This is a genomic window from Thermochromatium tepidum ATCC 43061 (assembly GCF_009664085.1).
GTDB classification, from domain to species: Bacteria; Pseudomonadota; Gammaproteobacteria; order Chromatiales; family Chromatiaceae; genus Thermochromatium; species Thermochromatium tepidum.
This window is the reverse complement of the sequence record NZ_CP039268.1, coordinates 608,941-629,344: the sequence shown is the minus strand read 5'-3', so window position 1 is coordinate 629,344 and position 20,404 is coordinate 608,941. Positions and strand designations below refer to the sequence as shown.

The following is a 20,404-nucleotide window of genomic DNA, read 5'->3' as shown; positions in this document are numbered from 1 at the left end:
GCACACGCGATCCATGCGCCGGCTCTATTCCATCCCCAGCGGTCTGATGCTCGGTATCGTGCTGGCGCTCTTGCTGCCCCAGGGTGCGCCCACGGTCGCTTGGATCGGTCAGATCTTTCTCTCGCTGCTCAAGCTCCTGATCCTGCCGCTGATCCTGGTTTCCATCTATGCCGCGCTCGCGCGCGGGCGCGATCTGTGGCACATCGGCGCACGGGCCCTGCTCTATTACCTGATCACCTCCTGCATCGCCGCCACACTCGGCACGCTGATCGGGCTGGCGTTCTCGCGGAACGTCCCGGTCGGTCTGCTCGAACTGGCACCTGTGTCACCAGATGGCGCGGTCTTCAGCCTGGAGCGCCTGATCACCAATCTGATCCCGAGCAACCTCTTCGCCTCGCTGGCCGAGGGTAACATCCTGCACATCGTCGTCGTGGCTGTGCTGGTGGCGCTCGCCTCGCACCACTTGCAGGCCGACCAACGCGACACCCTGCTCGCCGGCGCACGCGCGCTCGACGCACTCCTGATACAGCTGCTTGCCGGCATCCTGACCCTGGCCCCGGTCGGCATCGCCGCCTTGGTCTATACCAGTCTCGCCGCCATGGACTGGGCCGAGATCCTGCGCCTGCACGCCTTCGTTTGGGCCGTGGTCCTGGCCACGGGACTCCATGCGCTGGTCGTCTTGCCTCTGCTCTATTATCGACTTACCGGACGTTCCCCCTGGCATCTAGTGCTTGCCTGCCGCGAGCCGCTGCTGACGGCGCTCTCGACCGCCTCCAGCTCGGCGACCTATCCGGTCTCAAAACGGGCGCTGGAGCGCTTCGGTGTCCCCGAGTGCATCACCAGCCTGACCCTACCGATGGGGGCTACGCTCAACATGGACGGCTCGGCGCTCTATCAGTCGATCTTGCTGATCTTCATGTCGCAGTTGGCGGGGTCGGACCTGAGCCTATGGCAGGCCCTCTATATCGTCCTACTGACCATGACCTCCTCCGCCGGCACCGCCGGGATCCCAGGCGGCGGCCTCGCCATGATGGCCTTCATGCTCGATCTGCTGGGACTGCCCCAGACGTATCTCGCGCTCTATCTGGTCGTCGACCGTTTCTTCGACTATCCGATCACCGCCGTCAACGTCTGGGGCGATCTGGTGGTCGCGGCCAGCCTATCCAAGGACGCTCCCGGCCAAGCGTCTGGTTCATCGTGATGGTCACCAATACGTCCACCGGAAGGGGTGCCCGCTCGCATCACCACAGCGACCCGCTTGCCGCGCCTCGACAGCTGGCCAAGTCCGTGCCTCATCAGGAAGGCCCTCCCCTGTCCAGGTCTCCTGGATGCGGTGAAAACCGCGCCCTTCTCCAGGCAAATCTTATAAAATCGTGCCGGACTCGGCTCAGACGAGGTGATCGGGATGCAATCGCACGGCTTCGGGACACTCATCCGCTTGGCCCGGCTTGGATTCCTGGCGTGCGCCCTGATACTCGCCGATCCCGTTTGGGTCTGGGCATCCGATACGCGGATCTGGACCGCCCCGCTCGATCCCCAGCCCGGACGGCCGCTTGAGGTCTTTGCTGTGGCGACCGAGGGTGCATTGGATGGACTGAGGGTGACGGATCCAGCGGGCCGCGCCCAGCGTCTGCGGACGCTCGCCGCCGGCGGGCCGCCCTGGAGTCTCTATGGCACCCTCTTCCGTCCCGAGTCCGGCCCCTACCGTATCGAGGCGAGCCGCGACGGCCAGATCGTCGCGCGCGCCGAGATCAACGTCGGTGGCGGCACCAGCGATCGGGGCAGCGGGCAGTGGGACGCAGCCACCGAGGCCCTCTATTCGGCCTGGATCGAACATCTGTTCAATGCCCCACCGGATCAGGCGCTGAGCTTCGCGTCGCTCACCCCTGTGTTGCGCGATCCGGCGCAGAACTTCCTGTTCGACTATCTCGGCGCCAACGAGGACAATCAGATCCGCGCCGAGCCGGACTGCGCCGACCTGCCCTATTATCTGCGCGCCTATTTCGCCTGGAAGCTCGGATTGCCGATCGCCTATCGCGCCTGTGACCGGGGTAGCCGTGCCAGTCCGCCGCGCTGCGAGGCGCCCATCATCGACACCCGCTTCGTCGGCACCCGCGCCCCGGTCAGCGCCTTCCTCGGTGCCAGCCGCCGACTGGTCGATACCGTACACTCGGGTAGCGCGCGCACCGCATTGGATGCCGAGGCCACGGACGTCTATCCGGTCGAGCTCAGGCGCGAGGCGCTCCGGCCGGGTACCCTCTATGCCGATCCCTATGGTCATGTCATGATCCTGGTCAAGTGGCTACCGGGCGATGGCCAGACCGCCGGACGACTGCTCGCCGTCGATGCCCAACCGGACAATTCGGTGGCGCGCAAACGCTACTGGGAGGGCAATTTCCTCTTTGCCCGGACCGCGAGCGCTGGCCCCGGCTTCAAGGCGTTCCGCCCGCTGGTATCTAAAGGGAACGGTTGGCGACCGCTGTCCAACGCCGAGCTCGATGGCCGCTCCGGATATCCGGCCTTTTCGCTGGAGCAGGCCGGTCTCGACCCCGACGCCTTCTATGCGCGTGTCGACGCGATCATCAATCCGCGCGGACTCGATCCCGTCGCTGCCTACAACTCGGTGCTGGAGGCACTGATGGAACAACTGGAGACGCGCGTGAGATCAATCGACACCGGTGAGCGTTACATGCGCGAGCATCCGGGCGCGGTCGTGCCCATGCCAAGCGGACCGGCGATCTTCGAGACCATCGGTCCCTGGGAAGACTATGCGACCCCATCGCGCGATATGAGGCTGCTGATTGCCCTGAAGGTGGTCGAGGGGTTACCGGAGCGCATCCGCCGCCATCCCGAGCTGTATGGGCTCGTCGGTGAGAGTCCTGCGCACGCGGCCGATCGGGTCGCGCGTCTGCACGAACAACGCCTCGATGCGCACGCCATTGTCTATACGCGCAGCGATGGCAGCCCTTGGCGCCTGAGCCTGCGCGAACTCTATGCCCGACGTGCCAACCTGGAGGTCGGTTACAATCCCAACGATTGCGTCGAGATCCGCTGGGGTGCGACCCCGGGTAGTGCCGAGGCCGCGACCTGTCGCCGCCGGGCGCCGTCCGATCAGCGGGCGCGGATGGAACAATATCGTTCCTGGTTCCGTGAAACCACGCGGCCACCGCACTGAGAGGATCCCAATGCGCCCTTCAAAGGCCGAGGCCCGGCCCCAGCGCCGACCGACCCGCGCCGTCCCCGCCACAGGCGCGGCCCATCGCATCCTGGCCCTGGTCTTGAGCCTGACGCTCATCTCCTGCGCGACGCCGCCCGAATCGCTCGGCCCGGATGGGCGCACGGGGACCTGGAACGGGCGACCCATCGGCACACCGCCGGCACCGAACCCATCGCTCAAGCGCGCCATCATTGCCCGAGCCGAGCAGGAATGGGACTATTTCGGCCGGCAGGAGGTTGTTTTCAGGGGTATGGTGGAGAGTATCCCGCTCGTCGGTGACTGGGAGGACGACGGCCCCCGTCAGAGCAACAGGGTCAATGAGTACTGGCGCGCGGTCGGTCAGCCCGATCTGACCGGCATGGACTGCCAGAAGCCCTGGTCGGCGGCCTTCATCGGCTGGATCATGCTCAACGCCGGCGTCCCAGCGGACCAGTTTCGGCCCTCGATTGCCCATTGGCCCTATCTGGCCGATCTGATCGAGTCCGCGGACCTGCCCGGACGCTATTTCGTGCCGCGCCGTCTCCAGGACTACAGCCCCGAACCGGGGGATCTGATCTGTGCCTATCGCTCGCCATCGCCCCCGATCATGACCAATGGCTATGTCAGTGCCGACGCACTCACCGGAATTAGTTCACACTGCGACCTGGTGACGGGCAAACATGGACGGACCCTGGAGGCCATCGGCGGGAATGTGCGCAACTCGGTCTCCAAGATCCGGATCGAACTTGACGCCCAGGGGCACCTGCAACCCATTCCGCGTCGGCCTTGGTTTCTGATCATACAAAATCGTCTCTGATCCCCCCGCAGCCGTCGCCCGGGTTCCACCGGGTACGGGCGGATGCCCAGACTCAGGACTTGATCCATTGGGAGAGATTCCATGCCTCGATTTGCCGCCATCGCCACACTCGCCGCCACCGCCCTGATCAGTGGTTGCCTGCCGCCCCCGCCCGGTCACTTCGGTTCCTTCGTCACCTCTGTCACGCCCGACGCGTATGGGCAGCGTCTGTGTCGTCATCTGGATCTGGAGGATTATTCGGCCTGTCTGAGCGAGGTGCTCGAGTATTTCGAGAAACCCAGTCCCAATGATCTGCCCTATGGCCATCACTCGAACGCCGGGCCGATCGCCTTGGTCCTGGATCGAAGGGTCTATCTGGGTCGTTACGACGGCTCGCCTCTGGTGACGAGTTTTCACGTCACCCACGGCAATCAATTCTGCCAGGGTGGCTATGACGCCTTCGCCGGTTCGACCGACGCCATCCTGGCGGTCTGGTGCTCCGATGGGCGTCGTGGCCGTGCCGATCTGACCTCAGCCCTCGACGGGCGCAACGGCATCGGCTTGCTCGAACTGGAGGACGGCACCCGGGCCGAGATCGTGTTCGGCTATACGGCCCTGGGTCAGGCCGAGCCCTATCCCTATGTCCACTGGACCCCACCGACGGACTAACCCGAGACGTCACTGCGCAGCGGCTGGGTGAGTTTCTGGATCTCGCGCTGCATCTCCAGGTTCTCGAAGGGACGCCGCGCGGGGGCCTGGCGGTTCATCAGCCTTTGGAGAGAAAGGCGCTGACGGTAGCCTCACGGTTGCCGTGAAACCAGCCTCGTGGAAACGGGGCCTCAGCTTCGTGGCCGACTGAGCAGAAATGAGTCGGTCTGATGGAAAGGTCTGATGGCGCTGCTCCAAGAGCAGCGCCCGATCGAGCGTCGGCAGGACACACTGCCAGATCCGGTTAACGCCAGCGCGCGCCTCCTCCAGGCGTTCCACGAAGCCATCACGGGACGGGGCGCGCTGGGTGCTGGAGATCGGCCCGAACGCAATGAGTACTGGAATGACCAGTGCGACAGGGTTATGATTCGCAGTTCTCGATTTCAATCCGTTCAGGCACTTTAGGGTCTACGCGACTCGAGTGCCCGCCATTCGGCGCACTCACGGCCTGTTCGCTGAAGTCTGATCACACTGGATCGAGCGGCTTCGGTCATCTCCAAACCCCGGCGGCCAAGACAGACCCCGCGTTCGAACCGCTTCCAGATCGTCATCCTTATCATCCCAGGTATCAAACGAGGTCGGCGATGCGCCTTCGTGCCCTACCACCCGCACAGGGTCTCTATGACCCAAATCTCGAGCGTGACGCCTGCGGCGTCGGCTTCGTCTGTCACATCAAGAATCACAAAAGCCACGCGATTGTCCAGCAGGGTTTAGAGATCCTGAAACGTCTCCACCATCGCGGCGCGGTGGGTGCCGATCCCAAGGCCGGTGACGGGGCGGGGATTTTGGTGCAGATCCCGGACGCCTTTTTCCGTGCCGTGCTCGACTTCGAGCTGCCTGCGACCGGCGACTATGGCGTCGGCATGGTGTTCCTGCCGCGCGACGCCCAGGCGCGCGCGCGCATGATCGAGACCGTCGAGCGCCACCTGACCGCGGGTGGTCAGCGGGTGCTCGGCTGGCGCGATGTCCCGGTGGACAACAGCGACCTTGGGGCGAGCGTGCTGCCCACCGAGCCTGTGATCCGCCAGGTCTTCATCGCCCGCGGTGCGAACTGCCCAGATCAAGACAGCTTCGAGCGCAAGCTGTTTGTGATCCGCAAGCGCATGGACAACGAGATCCGCGCCTTAGGTTTCGACAAGACGGCCTATTACATGGTCTCGATGTCCTCGCGCACGCTCAATTACAAAGGCATGCTGCTCGCCCATCAGGTCGGGCGCTATTACCTGGATCTGAACGATGAGCGCTTCGTCTCGGCGCTGGCGCTCGTCCATCAGCGCTTCTCGACCAATACCTTCCCGACCTGGGACCTGGCCCAGCCGTTCCGCATGATCTGCCACAACGGCGAGATCAATACCCTGCGCGGCAATCTCAATTGGATGGCGGCGCGTCGCCATACCATGCGTTCGGAGATCCTCGGCGAAGACCTGGATCTGATCTGGCCGCTGATCCCTGAGGGCCAGTCGGACTCGGCCTGTTTCGACAATGCGCTGGAACTCTTGGTGATGGGCGGCTATTCGCTGGCCCATGCCATGATGATCCTGATCCCCGAGGCCTGGGCCGGCAACAAGCAGATGGATGCCCAGCGCCGGGCCTTCTATGAGTATCACGCGGCCCTGATGGAGCCCTGGGACGGACCAGCGGCGGTGGCCTTCACCGATGGACGTCAGATCGGCGCCACCCTCGACCGCAATGGGCTACGTCCGGCACGCTATCTGGTCACCAAGGACGACCTGGTGGTCATGGCCTCCGAGATGGGCGTCCTCGACATCCCTGAGGAGCGCATCATCAAAAAGTGGCGCCTGCAGCCGGGGAAGATGTTCCTGATCGATCTCGAACAGGGGCGCATCATCGATGACGCCGAGCTCAAGGCCAAGCTGGCGGCGGCCAGGCCCTATCGCGAGTGGCTGGCCAAGACCCAGATCCATCTCGACGAGCTGCCGACCGATGTGGCCCCCATGGCGCCAGATGCCGACACCCTGCTCGATCTGCAGCAGGCCTTTGGCTATACCCAGGAAGACATCAAGTTCCTGCTCACGCCCATGGTGCTCACCGGTCAGGAGGCGGTCGGCTCGATGGGGGCTGACAACCCGCCCTCGGTGCTCTCCAACCGCCCCAAACACCTCTCGACCTATTTCAAGCAGAACTTCGCCCAGGTCACCAACCCGCCGATCGATCCGATCCGCGAAGAGTTGGTGATGTCGCTGGTATCGCTGATCGGGCCGCGTCCGAATCTGCTCGGGATCAACGAGGCCGGCAAGCACTGGCGACTGGAGGTCAGCCAGCCGATCCTGACCAATCAAGACCTGGAGCGGGTGCGCCATATCGAGGACAACTCAGGCGGGGCGTTTCGGACCAAGAGCCTGCATATCGTCTATCCGGCCAGCGAGGGTGCAGCAGGCATGGAGGCGGCGCTAGAACGGCTATGTCTGGAGGCCGAGGCAGCAGTGCTGGCCGGGTATAACATCCTGATCCTGTCGGACCGCAACACCAACCGCGACCACATCGCCATCCCCGCCCTGCTGGCGACCTCGGCCGTACATCATCACCTGATCCGGCGCGGGCTGCGCACCAGTTCCGGTCTGGTGGTCGAGACGGGCGCGGCGCTCGAGGTGCATCACTTCGCGACCCTGGCCGGCTATGGTGCCGAGGCGATCAACCCCTATCTGGCCTTCGATACCATCCAGTCCCTGCTGCCGTCGCTGCCCGAGAAGCTGAGCTTCGAGGAGGCGCAGTACCGCTATCTCAAGGCGATCGGCAAGGGCTTGCTCAAAGTCATGTCCAAGATGGGCATCTCGACCTTCCAGTCCTATTGCGGGGCGCAGATCTTCGATGCCGTGGGCCTGAGCAATGCGTTCCTAGAACGCTATTTCACCGGTACCCACAGCCGGATCGAGGGTGTAGGCCTGCCCGAGGTGGCAGCCGAGGCGGTGCGCTGGCATCGGCAAGCCTATGGCAACGAGCAGATCTACCGCCATCACCTGGATGTGGGCGGCGACTATGCCTATCGGGTACGCGGCGAGGATCATGTCTGGACCCCCGAGACCATCGCCAAGCTGCAACATGCCACGCGCGCCAAGGATGCCAAGACCTTCGCTGAGTTCTCGCGTCTGATCGATGAGCAGAACGAACGGCTGCTGACCCTGCGCGGACTGATGGAGTTTAAGTTCGCCGAGACGCCGATCCCGTTGGAGGAGGTCGAGCCGGCGAGCGCAATCGTCAAGCGCTTCGCCACCGGCGCCATGTCGTTTGGATCGATCAGTTACGAGGCCCATTCGACCCTGGCGCGGGCGATGAATGCCATCGGCGCCAAGTCCAACACCGGCGAGGGGGGCGAGGAACCGGAGCGCTTCCGTCCCCTGCCCGATGGCTCACCCAATCCGGAACGCTCGGCGATCAAACAGGTGGCCTCGGGGCGGTTCGGGGTGACCACCGAGTATCTGGTCAATGCCGACGACATCCAGATCAAGATCGCCCAGGGCGCCAAACCTGGCGAGGGCGGTCAGTTGCCCGGGCACAAGGTCAATGCCCAGATCGCCCGGGTGCGTCACTCGACGCCCGGCGTGGGGCTGATCTCGCCGCCGCCGCATCACGACATCTATTCGATCGAGGACTTGGCCCAGCTCATCCATGACCTAAAGAACGTCAACCCCAGGGCGCGTATCTCGGTCAAGCTGGTGTCTGAGGTTGGGGTCGGCACGGTCGCGGCGGGTGTGTCCAAGGCCCATGCCGATCATGTGACCATCGCGGGCTATGACGGCGGTACCGGGGCCAGTCCGCTCACATCCATCAAACACGCCGGCTCGCCCTGGGAGATTGGTCTGGCCGAGACCCAGCAGACCCTGGTGCTCAACAGGTTACGCGGGCGGATCTGCGTCCAGGTGGACGGTGGTCTGCGCACCGGACGTGATGTGGTGATCGCCGCACTCCTGGGCGCGGACGAATTCGGCTTTGCCACCGCGCCCCTGATCGTCGAGGGCTGCATCATGATGCGCAAGTGCCATCTCAACACCTGTCCGGTCGGGGTGGCGACCCAGGATCCGGAGCTCCGCAAGAAGTTCACCGGCAAGCCTGAATATCTCATCAACTATTTCTTCTTCGTCGCCGAGGAGGTGCGCCAGCTGATGGCAAAGCTCGGCTTCCGCACCATGGACGAGATGATCGGGCAATCGGATCGGCTGGAGATGCGCCGCGCCATCAACCACTGGAAGGCGCATGGCCTTGATTATTCGCGCCTGCTGCACAAGCCGGAGGTCGGACCCGAGGTCGCCATCCATCACTGCGAGGCCCAGGATCATGGGTTAGACCAGGCGCTCGATCATGAATTGATCCGTCAGGCCAGGCCCGCCCTCGAGCGCGGCGAGCCGGTACGCATCGAGACACCGATCCGCAACTTCAACCGCACCTTCGGCACCCTGCTCTCGGGTCGGGTGGCGGAGCGCTACGGTCATGCCGGACTGCCAGACGACACCATCCATATCAAGGCCAAGGGCACGGCCGGTCAGTCGCTTGGGGCCTGGTTGGCACAGGGGGTGACCCTGGAGCTCGAGGGCGAGGCCAACGACTATGTCGGCAAGGGTCTCTCGGGGGGACGGATCATCATCTATCCGCCAGATGACTCCGGGATCGGGCGCGCTGAAGATAACATCATCGTCGGCAACACCGTGCTCTATGGGGCCATCTCGGGCGAGTGCTTCTTCCGCGGCGTGGCAGGCGAGCGCTTCTGTGTGCGCAACTCGGGCGCGACGGCCGTGGTCGAGGGTGTGGGTGATCATGGCTGTGAATACATGACCGGCGGCATCGCCGTGATCCTAGGACCGACCGGGCGCAACTTTGCCGCCGGCATGTCGGGCGGCATCGCCTATGTGCTGGACGAGGCAGGCGACTTTGCCGACCGTTGCAATCTGGCGATGGTCGAGCTAGAGCCAATCGCCGAGGAAGACGCGGCCCTCGAGTCAAACGGCCATCAGGGCGGCGATCTGGAGACGCATGGGCGGGTCGATCTCACGCGCGACATGACACGCCATGACGCACGGCGGCTGAAGCGCCTGATCGAGCGCCATCGGGAATATACGGATTCGGCGGTAGCGCGGCGGATCCTGGACGACTGGCCGGCCTATCTCTCCAAGTTCGTCAAGGTGATGCCGGTCGACTACAGGCGTGCGCTCCAAGAGATGCAGGCCAATCAGAGCCGTCCGCCGCGCACCAACAAGCCTTTGAAGGGGATCGTCGAGCATGGGTAAGCCAACAGGTTTCATGGAATACGCCCGTCGCGACCGGAGCTATACGCCGGCGGCGGATCGGGTGGTCCATTACGATGAGTTCGTCATTCCGCTCTCAGAGCCGGAGCTGCGTCAGCAGGGGGCGCGCTGCATGGACTGCGGAATCCCCTTCTGTCATCAGGGCTGTCCGGTCAATAACCTCATTCCGGACTGGAACGACCTGGTCTATCGCGGTGATTGGCGGGCAGCGATCGAGGTGCTGCACTCGACCAACAACTTCCCGGAGTTCACCGGACGCATCTGTCCGGCACCCTGCGAGACCTCCTGCACGCTCAACCTCGACGATGCCCCGGTGACGATCAAGACCATCGAGTGCGCCATCGTCGACCGCGCCTGGGAGGAAGGCTGGATCAAGCCGCAGGTACCCAAACATCGGACCGGTAAGCGGGTGGCGATCGTCGGCTCGGGTCCGGCGGGCCTGGCCTGCGCCCAGCAACTGGCCCGTGCCGGGCACCAGGTGGCCATCTACGAGAAGGCCGATCGTATCGGCGGTCTGCTGCGCTATGGCATCCCGGACTTCAAGCTCAATAAAAAGCTGATCGATCGGCGTCTGGCGCAGATGCGCACCGAGGGTGTGGAGTTCCATACCAATGCCCATGTCGGGGTCGATGTGTCTGTAAACATGCTGCGGGCAGAATATGATGCGCTGGTGCTCGCGGGCGGGGCCGAACAGCCGCGTGACTTGCAGGTCCCGGGGCGCGAACTCCAAGGGATCCACTTCGCGATGGAGTTCCTCAAGCGCAACAGCCAGCGGGTGCAGGGCTCCTATGTACCGGACGAGGCGTTCATCAGCGCCCAGGGTCGGCATGTACTGGTCATCGGCGGCGGTGATACCGGTTCGGACTGTATCGGGACCTCGAACCGGCATGGGGCGGCCTCGGTGACCCAGGTCGAGATCCTCGACCGTCCACCCGAACGCGAGGATAAGCTCCTGACCTGGCCAAACTGGCCGAACCGGATGCGTACCTCCAGTTCCCACGAGGAAGGCTGCACCCGGATGTGGAACTTCGCCACCAAGGCGTTCATCGGTGACGAACATGGCCGGGTCAAGGCGGTCAAGTATTGTCTGGTGCGCTGGGGGAAGGACGCCGAGGGCCGCCCGCGGATGGAGGAGATCCCCGGGAGCGAGGGCGAACTCAAGGCCGATCTGGTGCTCTTGGCGATGGGCTTCGTCCACCCGGTACGCGAAGGGATGCTGGAACAATTGGAACGAGAGGCCGGACTGAAGCTCGATGCGCGCGGAAACGTCCAGGGCACGACCGAGGGTGCGGACGCCTACAAGACCACGGTCGAAGGCGTGTTTGCGGCCGGCGACATGCGTCGTGGGCAATCGCTGGTGGTCTGGGCCATTCGCGAGGGACGCCAGTGCGCGCGCGCCGTCGATGAATGGCTGATGGGACACTCGGACCTACCACGCTGAAGCGCCCCGACCCACCCCTATCGAGCATGGGTATCTACACAAACCCGGCTCTGTTCGGGGGATTTCTCGCGGGGAAGATGAGGTACAAATAAGCGGTATGCGACGAATTTTGGTGACAAGCGTCTTGACGGACGCTACGGGAAGCTGTTGAAGGGGCATATGAACTGTACTGGCCCCTTGGCAGCGGGAGTCAAAGCCGTGCCGGACGGGAAGAAAGCCGCGTCGCACGCCCAGGCGATGTGGCGATTTCTGGCGAATCCACGGGTGACGCCTGAGGGGCTGTCGGTTCCGCTGTTGGCGGCGACACGGGAGGCCGTGACGGCGGATGGCGGTGAGTATGTGTTGGCGGTGGCGGACTGGTCGAGAGTGAACGATGGAGGGCACGCCTCGAAACGGGATCGCCTGCAAATGACCCATGCCACGGATGTGGGCGACGAACTGCAAAGCAGCCTCCTGGTCAGTGCCGAGGATGGCGCGCCCTTGGGGGTGCCGGTGCAGGATCTGGTGACGGCCCAAGGCGTCTGGAGCTCGTGTGCCGACACGATCAGCCCCAAGGTGTCTTCGCCTCTGGACGAATTGAGCGAGCGGATGAGTTGGCTGGAGCAGCAGAAATTCGGCCCCCGGTTGGTACATGTGATTGATCGCGAAGCGGATTCGGTCGGCCATCTGCGCCGCTGGACGCGCGACGGCCAGTTGTGGCTGGTGCGCGCCAAAGGGAACTCGACGGTACGTTACGGCAACGGCTCGATGCGCATCGACGCGGTGGCCAAGCAACTTGGCTATACCCGAGAACGCCAGGTTCTCTGCCAAGGCCGACCGATCCAGCACTGGATTGCCAGTGCGCCGGTAGTTCTGACCCGGCCAGCGAAACCGAAGAAAATCGGCGCTGACGGGCGACGGCAGCGACCGGTTCCGGGCGAACCGCTGAAGGCCCGGCTGGTGGTCAGTCGCCTGTACGACGAAGCCGGACATCTGGTGGCCGAATGGTTCTTGCTCACGTCGGTGCCTGAAACCGTCAGTGCCGCGCGTGTGGCACTGTGGTACGACTTCCGCTGGCAGATCGAATCGTTCTTCAAACTGCTCAAACAGGCAGGCCATCAACTGGAGCAGTGGGGAACAGGAGAGCGGGGGAGCCCTATTCAAGCGTCTGCTGATCGCCACCCAGGCCTGTATCCTGGTGTGGCGCCTCTCTGCGCAGCAGACCGAGGAGGCACAAGCCGCCCGGCAGTTTCTCGTGCGCTTGTCCGGCAGGCAGATGAAGGCATCTCGCCTTGTTACCCCCTCCGCCTTGTTGGCTGGCGCTTTCATACTGTTCGCCATCCTCGATTCCCTTGATCACTCTTCCATCCCAGAACTCCGTGCCTTCGCCAACTCGATTCTTCTTGCTAACGGAGGGGATGGATGAAATTGTGTAGATACCTATGCCTATCGAGGCGAGGGGGGATGAGCCTGCCCCCTCCTCGCTCATCCGTCGGCTGTAGTTCGCGGCGCTCGCGGCCTCCGCGGAGAGACACGATCGGATGTCTCAGAAGGCGACCTTGAGTCCGTGTACCTTGCTGCGGAAATCCTCGGTCACGGACTCGATGTCCTGATCACTGGCGATGACCTTGGGTGTGAGCACCACGACCAGCTCGGTCCGGTTCGAAGACTTCGAGGTCTGTCCGAAGAGTCCACCCAGGAGCGGTAGGCTATAAAGCCCGGGCACACCCTGGTTGCCATCCGAGTGCGCATCCTCGATCAGCCCGCCCAGTACCACGGCCTGATTGGAGCGCACCGCCACCGAGCTGGTGATGGTGCGTTTCTTGAAGGAGGGCGAGTTGAGCGCGGTGGTTGGATCCAGCACCGTGCTAACCTCCTGTTCGATCTCCATCTGCACCAGTCCGCCGGGGGTCACGCGCGGCTTGACCGTGAGGATGACACCCGTGTCCTTGTAGGAGATGGTGGTATAGGTGCGATCGGTCGTCGAGGTGCCTTCTTGCTTCGAGGTCGCGATCGGAACCTCCTGACCGACCTGGATCTTGGCCTTCTGATTATCCATGACCATGACCGAGGGCGAGGACAGGACCTTGAGCAGGTTGTCGCCCGCAAGCGCGCTCAGTGTGGCCTTGATGGTTTTTGGGTCGGAGACCAGCGCCCAATTGAAGCCAGGGAAGGCCGTCGAGATCCCGGACTTTTCCGCGTCATCCAGGGTCCCATCCAGGGAGGCGAAACTCTTGCCCTTGGAGGCCGGACCGAAGAGCTCCCATTGCACGCCATACTTGAGATTGCCCGTGAGCGTAATCTCGACGATGGTGGCCTCGACCAGCACCTGGAGCGGCATGATGTCGAGCTGCTTGAGCGCGTCGAGGATCTTCTTGTAGTCGCGCGGGCTGGCGCGCACCAAGAGCGAATTGTTGACCGCGTCGGCGACGATGTTGACGCTCGATGACATCTCGAGTTCACGCGACGAGGCCGCTTGACGTGTCGAGGATGCCTGGGTCTGGGGCGTATTTTGGGAATCCGAGTCGCTATTGATCTTGGACGTCCCGCCGATGCTCGATGCGCGTCCGAGCCCGGGCGCGACATTGCCCGTTAGTGATTTCTTGGTATTGCTTCCGCCGCCGCCGAAGAGCTGCGACAGGATATCGGCCAGACTCTCGGCATCGCTGTGCTTGACCCGATAGACATAGAGACGTTCGGAACCATCGTTGCTGGACTCGGCCAGATCGAGCCGTTCGATCCAGGTCTGCGCCTGCTTGAGATAGCGTTCCTGGGGTGAAACGACCAACAGGGCATTGGAACTCTCGATCGGGATGAAGCGGAAGATCCCCTTGAGCGGATTGCTGCCCTCATCGGCGAGCAGTCCCTCGAGCTGTGAGGCGACATCCTTGGCCTTGGCATAGTCGAGGACGAACAGCCCGACCGAGAGCCCAGCCATCCAGTCGACATCGAAGACCCGGATGGTATCGAGCAGATTGCTCATCTCGGGGCTGGTGCCGGCGATCACCAGCAGGTTGCGGAAGGTGTCGACACGGATGACGCTGCCCTCGGGGGCCAGGGGTTTGAGGATGTTGCTCATCTCCTCGGCGCCGATATAGCGCAGTGGCACCACCTGCACGCTATAGCCACTGGGCAGGGCCCGCTCGGACTGACCGAGCTGCGGTGTCACGCCTCCTTGGATGGCGTTGGCCAAGGGGACGACCTCGTAGCGACCCTCTCTGGAAATCAGGGCCGCGTTGTTCATCCGCAGCAGGGTCTCGAGCGTGGGCAGCAGATCCTCGCGGCGCAGGGGGCGTCCGGTCTGGAGCGAGACTGCGCCCTGCACGGCTGGATGAAGCACATAGTTGACCCTGAGCAGATCGCCCAGGATGACCTTAACCACTTCGCGCAGATCGGTGCCGTCGAAGTTCAGGGTGACATCACCGGGCGCGGTATCCACGGCAGGCGGCGTGACCTTGCGCACGAAGCTGCCTGTCCCGCGCTGGAGGATCGCGCTGCCCTTGGAGTCTCCCTCGCCGAGGGCAAGGGTCTCGGTGCCGGCTCCAGCGCGCTGTTTGAATTCCTCACGCCGGCGGGCCTGATCTGCGTCGATGACATGACCATCGGCGTTGCCCACCTTGACCGTGGGATCCCAGTACGCGCGCTCACATCCATACAACCCGGTGACGAGAGCGGTCGATAGGGCGAGTCGCCACCAGCATCCGAGCCGATGGGTGCGCCTAGAGGTGTGATTGGGGTACATGATGCCTCGGTGACGACTCGGGTCGAGCAGACTCGACCCGGTGTGATCATTGCTGGGGTGGGGCGACACGCACAGGTGCGCGGGGCTTTAACCGGGGAAGAGCCTTTTGGGCGGGTGGTGCCGGCGCAACCGCGGGTGCGCCCTGGGAGTAGTCGCGTAATATTAACGCATCCCGCTGACCCTGTCGCTCGAGCAGGACGCGATCCTCCTGGATCTCCAGGACAGCCCAGCCGTTCAGATCGTCCCCGATGCGCAGACGCCGCAGTTTGGGTTGCGCCGGATCCCGTACCCAGGCGGAGACGGTCTCGGGCGTGATGAGCACGGCGCTCAGATCGAAGAGGCTCAGGTCGAGGTTCTCCTGCAAAACATCCGGACCCTGTTGTTCGTCGCGCGGTGGTTCCGGTCGCCGATCCGGTCGGAACAGCGGACGCTCGATGATCGAGGCATAGTGATCCTTCGACTCCTGCGTCTCGATCTGGCTGAGCAGGTCCGGCTGGCCGGGAGACGCGACGGGCTCCACACCGCCTGTTTCGTCCGTCGTCGCGTCCGATGGCGCGTCTGGCGGCCAACCGATCCACTGGAATGCCAAAAGTCCGAGCAGGGCGAGCGCGACCAGGACCTGAGCCTGTTTCATCAGTGCGCGCCCCCCAGGACGAAGCCATAGATATCCAGTCTCACAGTGAGCTCGCCGCCCTGATCGGCGGCCAGACGCCGCTGCGCCATCCCCGGGCCGGCAGGTTCCGTTGGTCGGGCCGAGGAGCGCACCGAGAGACGCTCGACGAACAGAAAGGGACGTGCCTGTTCGAAACGATAGAGCATCTCCATCAGCGTCTCGGTCGAACCCTGGATCTGGGTGCGTACGCGGATGCGCGGCGGTGTCTCCTGCCCTTCCGGCGGCAGGATCTGGGTACTGATCAGACGTCCGGCGGCGGCGTTGACGATCTCCTGGATTTGGGTTTGGATCTGGGCCCCGGCGAGTGCCTGGGTCGGGGCCTTGAAATAGAAGGCATCGAAGGTGTCGTTGGCGCGCGCCTGCTCTAGCTCGACCTGGAGTGCCGGTAGGCTACCGACCAGGCGTTGATAGCGCCGCAGCTGATCGCGGTGGCTGGCGATGGTGTCATCGAGTTCCGAGATCCGGTCAATCCAGAAGACGGCGATGGCGGCCACAAGCAGGATCGGCGCCAAAACCACAGCGCTGACCAGACCCAGACAGAGCGGTCGATCGGTCGCAGGCTTGAGTGTCATTTGGCACCTCCGCGCACATAGCGGAAGGTGATGTTGAAGCGTTCCTTGCCGGTGCGGGCGATCTGGGTCAAGGGCGAACCGAAGGAGACCCCCTCGATGCTGGGCGCCTGCTCCAGGATCGCGATCAGGGATGTGGCCTGACCCGACTCGCCGCGCAGATCGACCTGATCGTCACTGAATTCGAGGTTCTGCACCCAGGTGTCATCGGGGAGTCGGTCGGTCAGCTCGCGCAGCAGCTCTAGGATTCGGGGTTGTTCGAGCTTGCGCTGGAGCGCGAACGTGCTGCTTTGACGGACGCGCTCGAGTTCCTGGCGCACCTCGTCGACGGCGACCGCCTGGCGGCGCAGACGTGCGACCTCCGACTCCAACTGGCGCGCGAGATAATGCTTCTGCCATAAGGGCGTCACCAGGATGGCGATCACAAGCAGGATCGAAACCATGCCCGAGACCGAGCCGAGCGTCAGTCGCAGACGGCGCCGTTTTGGTCGCCGTTCGACCGGCAGCAGGTTTGCACCCTTCCAGGCGCCCTCCCAGGTGATGCGGTCGATCGGGGTGCCGAGCGCCTCCAGGCGCGCGATCCAGCCATCGACCAGGTCGCGTCGGCACAGGGCCAGGTCGAGTCGCAGACGATCGGTCGTCTTGGAACCGCCCTGGACGGCGAAGTCGAAGAATACGTCCTTGGCCTCGAAGGGCGAGAGCCGATCCAACTCATAGCGGATGACCTGTGGCAGGTTGGCGCGAACCTGCGCCGGGAAGGAGACCACGCGGGTGAGCACATCCGCGCGCGGCAGACGGAGCTCGACGCCGTGCGGGCGCTCCTGCTCGGGGATTCCAGCGATGCCCGGTAAGGCCGTGGCGTGCGCGAGATCCAGCTCACCCAGCGACTGTGTCTCCAGACCCGCGACCACGCTGAGATCGGCGCGCGATCCCACAGGCCGAATGACGAGCCGACGGTTGTGGCGCGCCAAGAAGCGATACGCGACCGCAGGCAGGCAGGCCAGCAACCGCTCTTTGAACCCCTCCGAAAGCCCCGACGAATCGGCCCTGGAGACCGGCCATCCCTTGAAAAATTGGCTCAAGCGTTCGGTGAGGGTCATGGTGTCCGATTCTGAAAATCCGGTCGGTCCAAGGGGGTAAGAGCACCCGGACCCAGGTCGATGCAGGATTGGGCGATCCGGGGCGGGAAATATGGAAAATGAAGTGTAAGACCCAGTCCCGCTCCGGCGCCAGTCGAACTATGCTAAAGACATCTGCTGGTAGAGATCGTGGTGCGTCCCGAAGGCTTGGGAGATCCCTGTCGGTTGCGTCCTGGTGACGGAGAGAGGCGATGAAAAAGGCTTATCGAGTCAGTGTGCTGTTCGTATTGGTGCTCGGTCTCTGGATATCCACTGCCGGTGCCGAGGAATACATGAAACGTGGCGCCAGTGTTGATGACTACGAGAAGGCGCTCAACCGCGTCATGGAACGCAAGCGCGGCCTCATCACTGGACGCGAGCGTCAGTCGACGAGCGCGAGCCAGTCGAAGCCAGAGCCGACCGAGCGGACGGCACCGGTTCAACCCCCGACTCCACCCAAGTCCAGGGTCAATCAGGCGGCCACCCAGACCCCAAGGGTCCGGGCATCGGGACCAGCCGCCGCGGATGTCTATCAGCCGCCGGCGAGCGAGTCTGGTGCCTCGGATGGCGTCTCCATCTATTTTGGTTATGACTCGTCGCGTCTGACGGAGACCTCAATGGCGGAGCTAGCCAAGCTCGGACAGGCACTGAAGCGACCCCAATTCAGCGGGGTCACCTGGCTCATCGAGGGTCACACCGATGCCTCGGGGTCGGAGGAATACAATCAGTCTCTCTCGGAGCAGCGAGCACGCGCCGCCGAGCGCTATCTGATGGAGTGCTGTGGCATCGAGCCGAGCCGACTGATTGCAGTCGGCAAGGGCGAGAGCGAACTCTATGCCCCTGACCGTCCGCTCGCTAGCGTCAATCGTCGGGTGCGGGTGCGCCCGATCGGTGACTGACGCGCCCCGGTGGCCTTCAATCCGTCGTCGTAAAGAAATGGTACGAGATGGCGCGCTGAGACGAGGAGCTGATGGGTTGGGAGTCGAGGGCGGTTCGCAACACCGCCAGATAGCCGATCACGGGTTCCGACTGTGGGGAGCGCCAACCCGGCAAGATCGGTGTCTCGCTCCAAAGGGCCAGGATGAGGTTGTTACCGTGGGGGCGTGAGATCACGAAGCAGGCGTCGGGTTCACGCGCGCAGGCGGCGTCGTCGCGTGCACCGATCTGGCGCAAACTACCAGGCGGGATGAAATTGTCCGGCAGGGCCATGCTTGGGAACAGATGCACGACCTGGTGGTCGCTGTCGATGAAGTCCAGATAGAGATAGCCGCCCTTGGCCCCCGGATTGAACACGTCGAGGGCCAGATACTGATCCTCCTGGTAGATCCGATCCGGGTTGTTGAAGCGAACGATCGGCATCCCCGGATACCGATCGCTGGCCGGGGCCAGGGCATTCGTCACCCCGAGGAGGTCACAGAAGGGGGAGGCAAAGGCAAGTTCCCGCCTCTCGACCTCCAACCCCGGGGCCAGGGTGCGAACCCGTTCCAACAACGCCGTCAGCTGCTGTGCGTCGCGCAGATAACCGGAGAGCCCGATGGCCCGTTCGCCAATTGGGAACAGTTTGACGTGCGCGCACTCCAGTCCGGCCAGATCTAGCCGCTCGCCGAACCGCATGATGTCCGACGACGACTCGACCGACAGGGAAGTGGGACGCTCTGGCGAGGGGTTGAGCCAGTGGTCCATCAGGGACCCGACCACCAGCCCCCCGAGCAGGAGCGGCACCGACAAGCCGGCTACCCAGATCCAGCGTCTGGAGCGCGATGCAGGTTGGGGATGGCGTTGCTCGGCGGCTGGCCCTAAGGCTGGTTCCAGACCTGACAGGACCGTGGTGACCCCAGACGTCCCCTGGCTTGGACGTTGGATGAGGACGTCTTGATCCAAGACCTGGGTCTTCTGTTCTTCGGGATCGGAGGGCCGCTGGCTGATCAGACCCGGATCGTCCTCGGATGCCATGAAGAGTGAACGCCAGCTCGCCACGGTCTCCGGACGGCGCTCCGGATCGAATTGCAGTCCAGCCTCGAGTGCATCGAGAAAGCGCCGGCTGTATCCAGGGCATTGCGAGCGCCAGCCCGGACGCAACCTGGATGGCGGCGGATGGCCGGTCACGACGTAATACAGGGTCGCAGCCAGGCAATAGATGTCGGTCCAGGGACCTTGGGTGCCACCATACACTTGCTCGGACGCGGCGAAATTCGGCGTGTATTGGGCGATGACACTGACCACGCCGTCCGCCCGATCGCGATGGGCGGCACCGAAATCGATGAGTAGCGGCGTGCCGTCCTCGCGCACAAGGATGTTCGAGGGCTTGATGTCGCGGTGCCAGACCCGATGGGCATGGGCATATTCCAGGCCATCCAGGAGCGGCAGGAGCAGTGCCATCAGTTCGGACTCGCCGAGCGGCCCGCGCGACTCGACCAGCGCATCCAGCGATTGCCCCCGCTCAAAGCGCATGCAGAGATAGACGGTATCGTTCTCGTGGAAGGCATCCGTGACCTGAACCAGGTTGGGATGGGGATGCGGGCGGGCCAACTGGACCAGGGTCTGGCCTTCCTCCAGGAACTTGCGACGCAGGGCGGCGTAGGCCTTCTCCTTGCCCGGCAGGGCCGCGACCCGATTCCCCGCGACTCGACGGGCAAGGTCGTTCGGGAGAAACTCCTTGATCGCAAAGGTCTCGTGCAGGATCTCATGCTCGGCGGCATAGACGATGCCGACCCCACCCCGCCCGAGCGGCGCACCGATGATGAAAGAGTGCAATCGGGTCCCAGGCGGCAACGGGGGTGATTCGAAAGGCTCGTCCATCGTCTAGACTCTAGTCGGTCTTCGGCGGTCGGCTCGCGGTTTGGTGGACATCACTGGCGCTGGACGAGGCATCAGGGATTATGCGCGAGAAATTGAATACTCAAACCACGCCCTTGGCAATGCCA

At 63.8% G+C, this 20,404-nt stretch carries 13 protein-coding genes; 8 read left to right on the top strand and 5 right to left on the bottom strand.

All coding sequences use genetic code 11. The features are described 5' to 3' along the window. Positions 1-13 precede the first annotated feature (13 nt). The 7 genes from E6P07_RS02905 (at position 14) to E6P07_RS02875 (ending at position 12,734) form a co-directional block, all read left to right on the top strand. On the top strand, positions 14-1,201 hold the full coding sequence (locus E6P07_RS02905; RefSeq protein ID WP_153974226.1) for a dicarboxylate/amino acid:cation symporter: 1,188 nt from the start codon (positions 14-16) through the stop codon (positions 1,199-1,201). A gap of 204 nt (positions 1,202-1,405) precedes the next feature. Further along, a complete protein-coding gene (locus E6P07_RS02900) occupies positions 1,406-3,175 on the top strand; it encodes a hypothetical protein (protein ID WP_211363159.1) in 1,770 nt (589 codons plus the stop codon). 10 nt (positions 3,176-3,185) lie between these two features. Beyond that, on the top strand, positions 3,186-4,013 hold the full coding sequence (locus tag E6P07_RS02895) for a DUF2272 domain-containing protein (RefSeq protein WP_153974225.1): 828 nt from the start codon (positions 3,186-3,188) through the stop codon (positions 4,011-4,013). An 81-nt stretch (positions 4,014-4,094) separates the two neighbouring features. Continuing rightward, positions 4,095-4,661 carry a hypothetical protein gene (locus E6P07_RS02890; protein WP_153974224.1) on the top strand — a complete coding sequence of 189 codons (567 nt, stop codon included), beginning with the start codon at positions 4,095-4,097 and terminating at the stop codon, positions 4,659-4,661. Positions 4,662-5,284: 623 nt separating this feature from the next. After that, complete coding sequence (gene gltB, locus E6P07_RS02885; RefSeq protein WP_153974223.1) at positions 5,285-9,940, top strand: glutamate synthase large subunit; 4,656 nt, start codon at positions 5,285-5,287, stop codon at positions 9,938-9,940. Next, complete coding sequence (locus E6P07_RS02880) at positions 9,933-11,399, top strand: glutamate synthase subunit beta (RefSeq protein ID WP_153974222.1); 1,467 nt, start codon at positions 9,933-9,935, stop codon at positions 11,397-11,399. Before gltB ends, E6P07_RS02880 begins: the two co-directional genes overlap by 8 nt. A gap of 159 nt (positions 11,400-11,558) precedes the next feature. After that, a complete protein-coding gene (locus E6P07_RS02875) occupies positions 11,559-12,734 on the top strand; it encodes a transposase (protein WP_153974221.1) in 1,176 nt (391 codons plus the stop codon). Positions 12,735-12,924: 190 nt separating this feature from the next. Here the strand turns inward: E6P07_RS02875 and gspD are convergent, their stop codons facing one another. From gspD to E6P07_RS02855, 4 genes are read right to left on the bottom strand one after another with little or no spacing between them, the layout of a single operon-like run. Further along, positions 12,925-15,120, bottom strand: coding sequence for a type II secretion system secretin GspD (gene gspD / locus E6P07_RS02870; RefSeq protein ID WP_153974220.1), 2,196 nt, complete (start codon positions 15,118-15,120; stop codon positions 12,925-12,927). A 46-nt stretch (positions 15,121-15,166) separates the two neighbouring features. Beyond that, a complete protein-coding gene (locus E6P07_RS02865) occupies positions 15,167-15,754 on the bottom strand; it encodes a hypothetical protein (RefSeq protein WP_153974219.1) in 588 nt (195 codons plus the stop codon). Continuing rightward, on the bottom strand, positions 15,754-16,365 hold the full coding sequence (gspM, locus tag E6P07_RS02860; protein ID WP_153974218.1) for a type II secretion system protein GspM: 612 nt from the start codon (positions 16,363-16,365) through the stop codon (positions 15,754-15,756). Before gspM ends, E6P07_RS02865 begins: the two co-directional genes overlap by 1 nt. Then, complete coding sequence (locus tag E6P07_RS02855; protein WP_153974217.1) at positions 16,362-17,462, bottom strand: PilN domain-containing protein; 1,101 nt, start codon at positions 17,460-17,462, stop codon at positions 16,362-16,364. Before E6P07_RS02855 ends, gspM begins: the two co-directional genes overlap by 4 nt. Positions 17,463-17,692: 230 nt before the next feature. Here E6P07_RS02855 and E6P07_RS02850 point away from each other — a divergent pair, with 230 nt between their 5' ends. Further along, a complete protein-coding gene (locus tag E6P07_RS02850; protein ID WP_153974216.1) occupies positions 17,693-18,379 on the top strand; it encodes an OmpA family protein in 687 nt (228 codons plus the stop codon). 16 nt (positions 18,380-18,395) lie between these two features. Here the strand turns inward: E6P07_RS02850 and E6P07_RS02845 are convergent, their stop codons facing one another. Further along, a complete protein-coding gene (locus E6P07_RS02845; protein ID WP_153974215.1) occupies positions 18,396-20,279 on the bottom strand; it encodes a serine/threonine-protein kinase in 1,884 nt (627 codons plus the stop codon). Between the last annotated feature and the right edge of the window lie 125 nt (positions 20,280-20,404).

Bases quoted from the DNA above. Each gene is read 5' to 3' on its own strand.
- E6P07_RS02875 (WP_153974221.1), top strand. From the start codon at position 11,559: ATGAACTGTACTGGCCCCTTGGCAGCGGGAGTCAAAGCCGTGCCGGAC.
- E6P07_RS02905 (WP_153974226.1), top strand. From the start codon at position 14: ATGCGCCGGCTCTATTCCATCCCCAGCGGTCTGATGCTCGGTATCGTG.
- E6P07_RS02895 (WP_153974225.1), top strand. From the start codon at position 3,186: ATGCGCCCTTCAAAGGCCGAGGCCCGGCCCCAGCGCCGACCGACCCGC.
- E6P07_RS02890 (WP_153974224.1), top strand. From the start codon at position 4,095: ATGCCTCGATTTGCCGCCATCGCCACACTCGCCGCCACCGCCCTGATC.
- E6P07_RS02880 (WP_153974222.1), top strand. From the start codon at position 9,933: ATGGGTAAGCCAACAGGTTTCATGGAATACGCCCGTCGCGACCGGAGC.
- E6P07_RS02845 (WP_153974215.1), bottom strand. From the start codon at position 20,279: ATGGACGAGCCTTTCGAATCACCCCCGTTGCCGCCTGGGACCCGATTG.
- gltB (WP_153974223.1), top strand. From the start codon at position 5,285: ATGCGCCTTCGTGCCCTACCACCCGCACAGGGTCTCTATGACCCAAAT.
- E6P07_RS02865 (WP_153974219.1), bottom strand. From the start codon at position 15,754: ATGAAACAGGCTCAGGTCCTGGTCGCGCTCGCCCTGCTCGGACTTTTG.
- gspM (WP_153974218.1), bottom strand. From the start codon at position 16,365: ATGACACTCAAGCCTGCGACCGATCGACCGCTCTGTCTGGGTCTGGTC.
- E6P07_RS02855 (WP_153974217.1), bottom strand. From the start codon at position 17,462: ATGACCCTCACCGAACGCTTGAGCCAATTTTTCAAGGGATGGCCGGTC.
- gspD (WP_153974220.1), bottom strand. From the start codon at position 15,120: ATGTACCCCAATCACACCTCTAGGCGCACCCATCGGCTCGGATGCTGG.
- E6P07_RS02900 (WP_211363159.1), top strand. From the start codon at position 1,406: ATGCAATCGCACGGCTTCGGGACACTCATCCGCTTGGCCCGGCTTGGA.
- E6P07_RS02850 (WP_153974216.1), top strand. From the start codon at position 17,693: ATGAAAAAGGCTTATCGAGTCAGTGTGCTGTTCGTATTGGTGCTCGGT.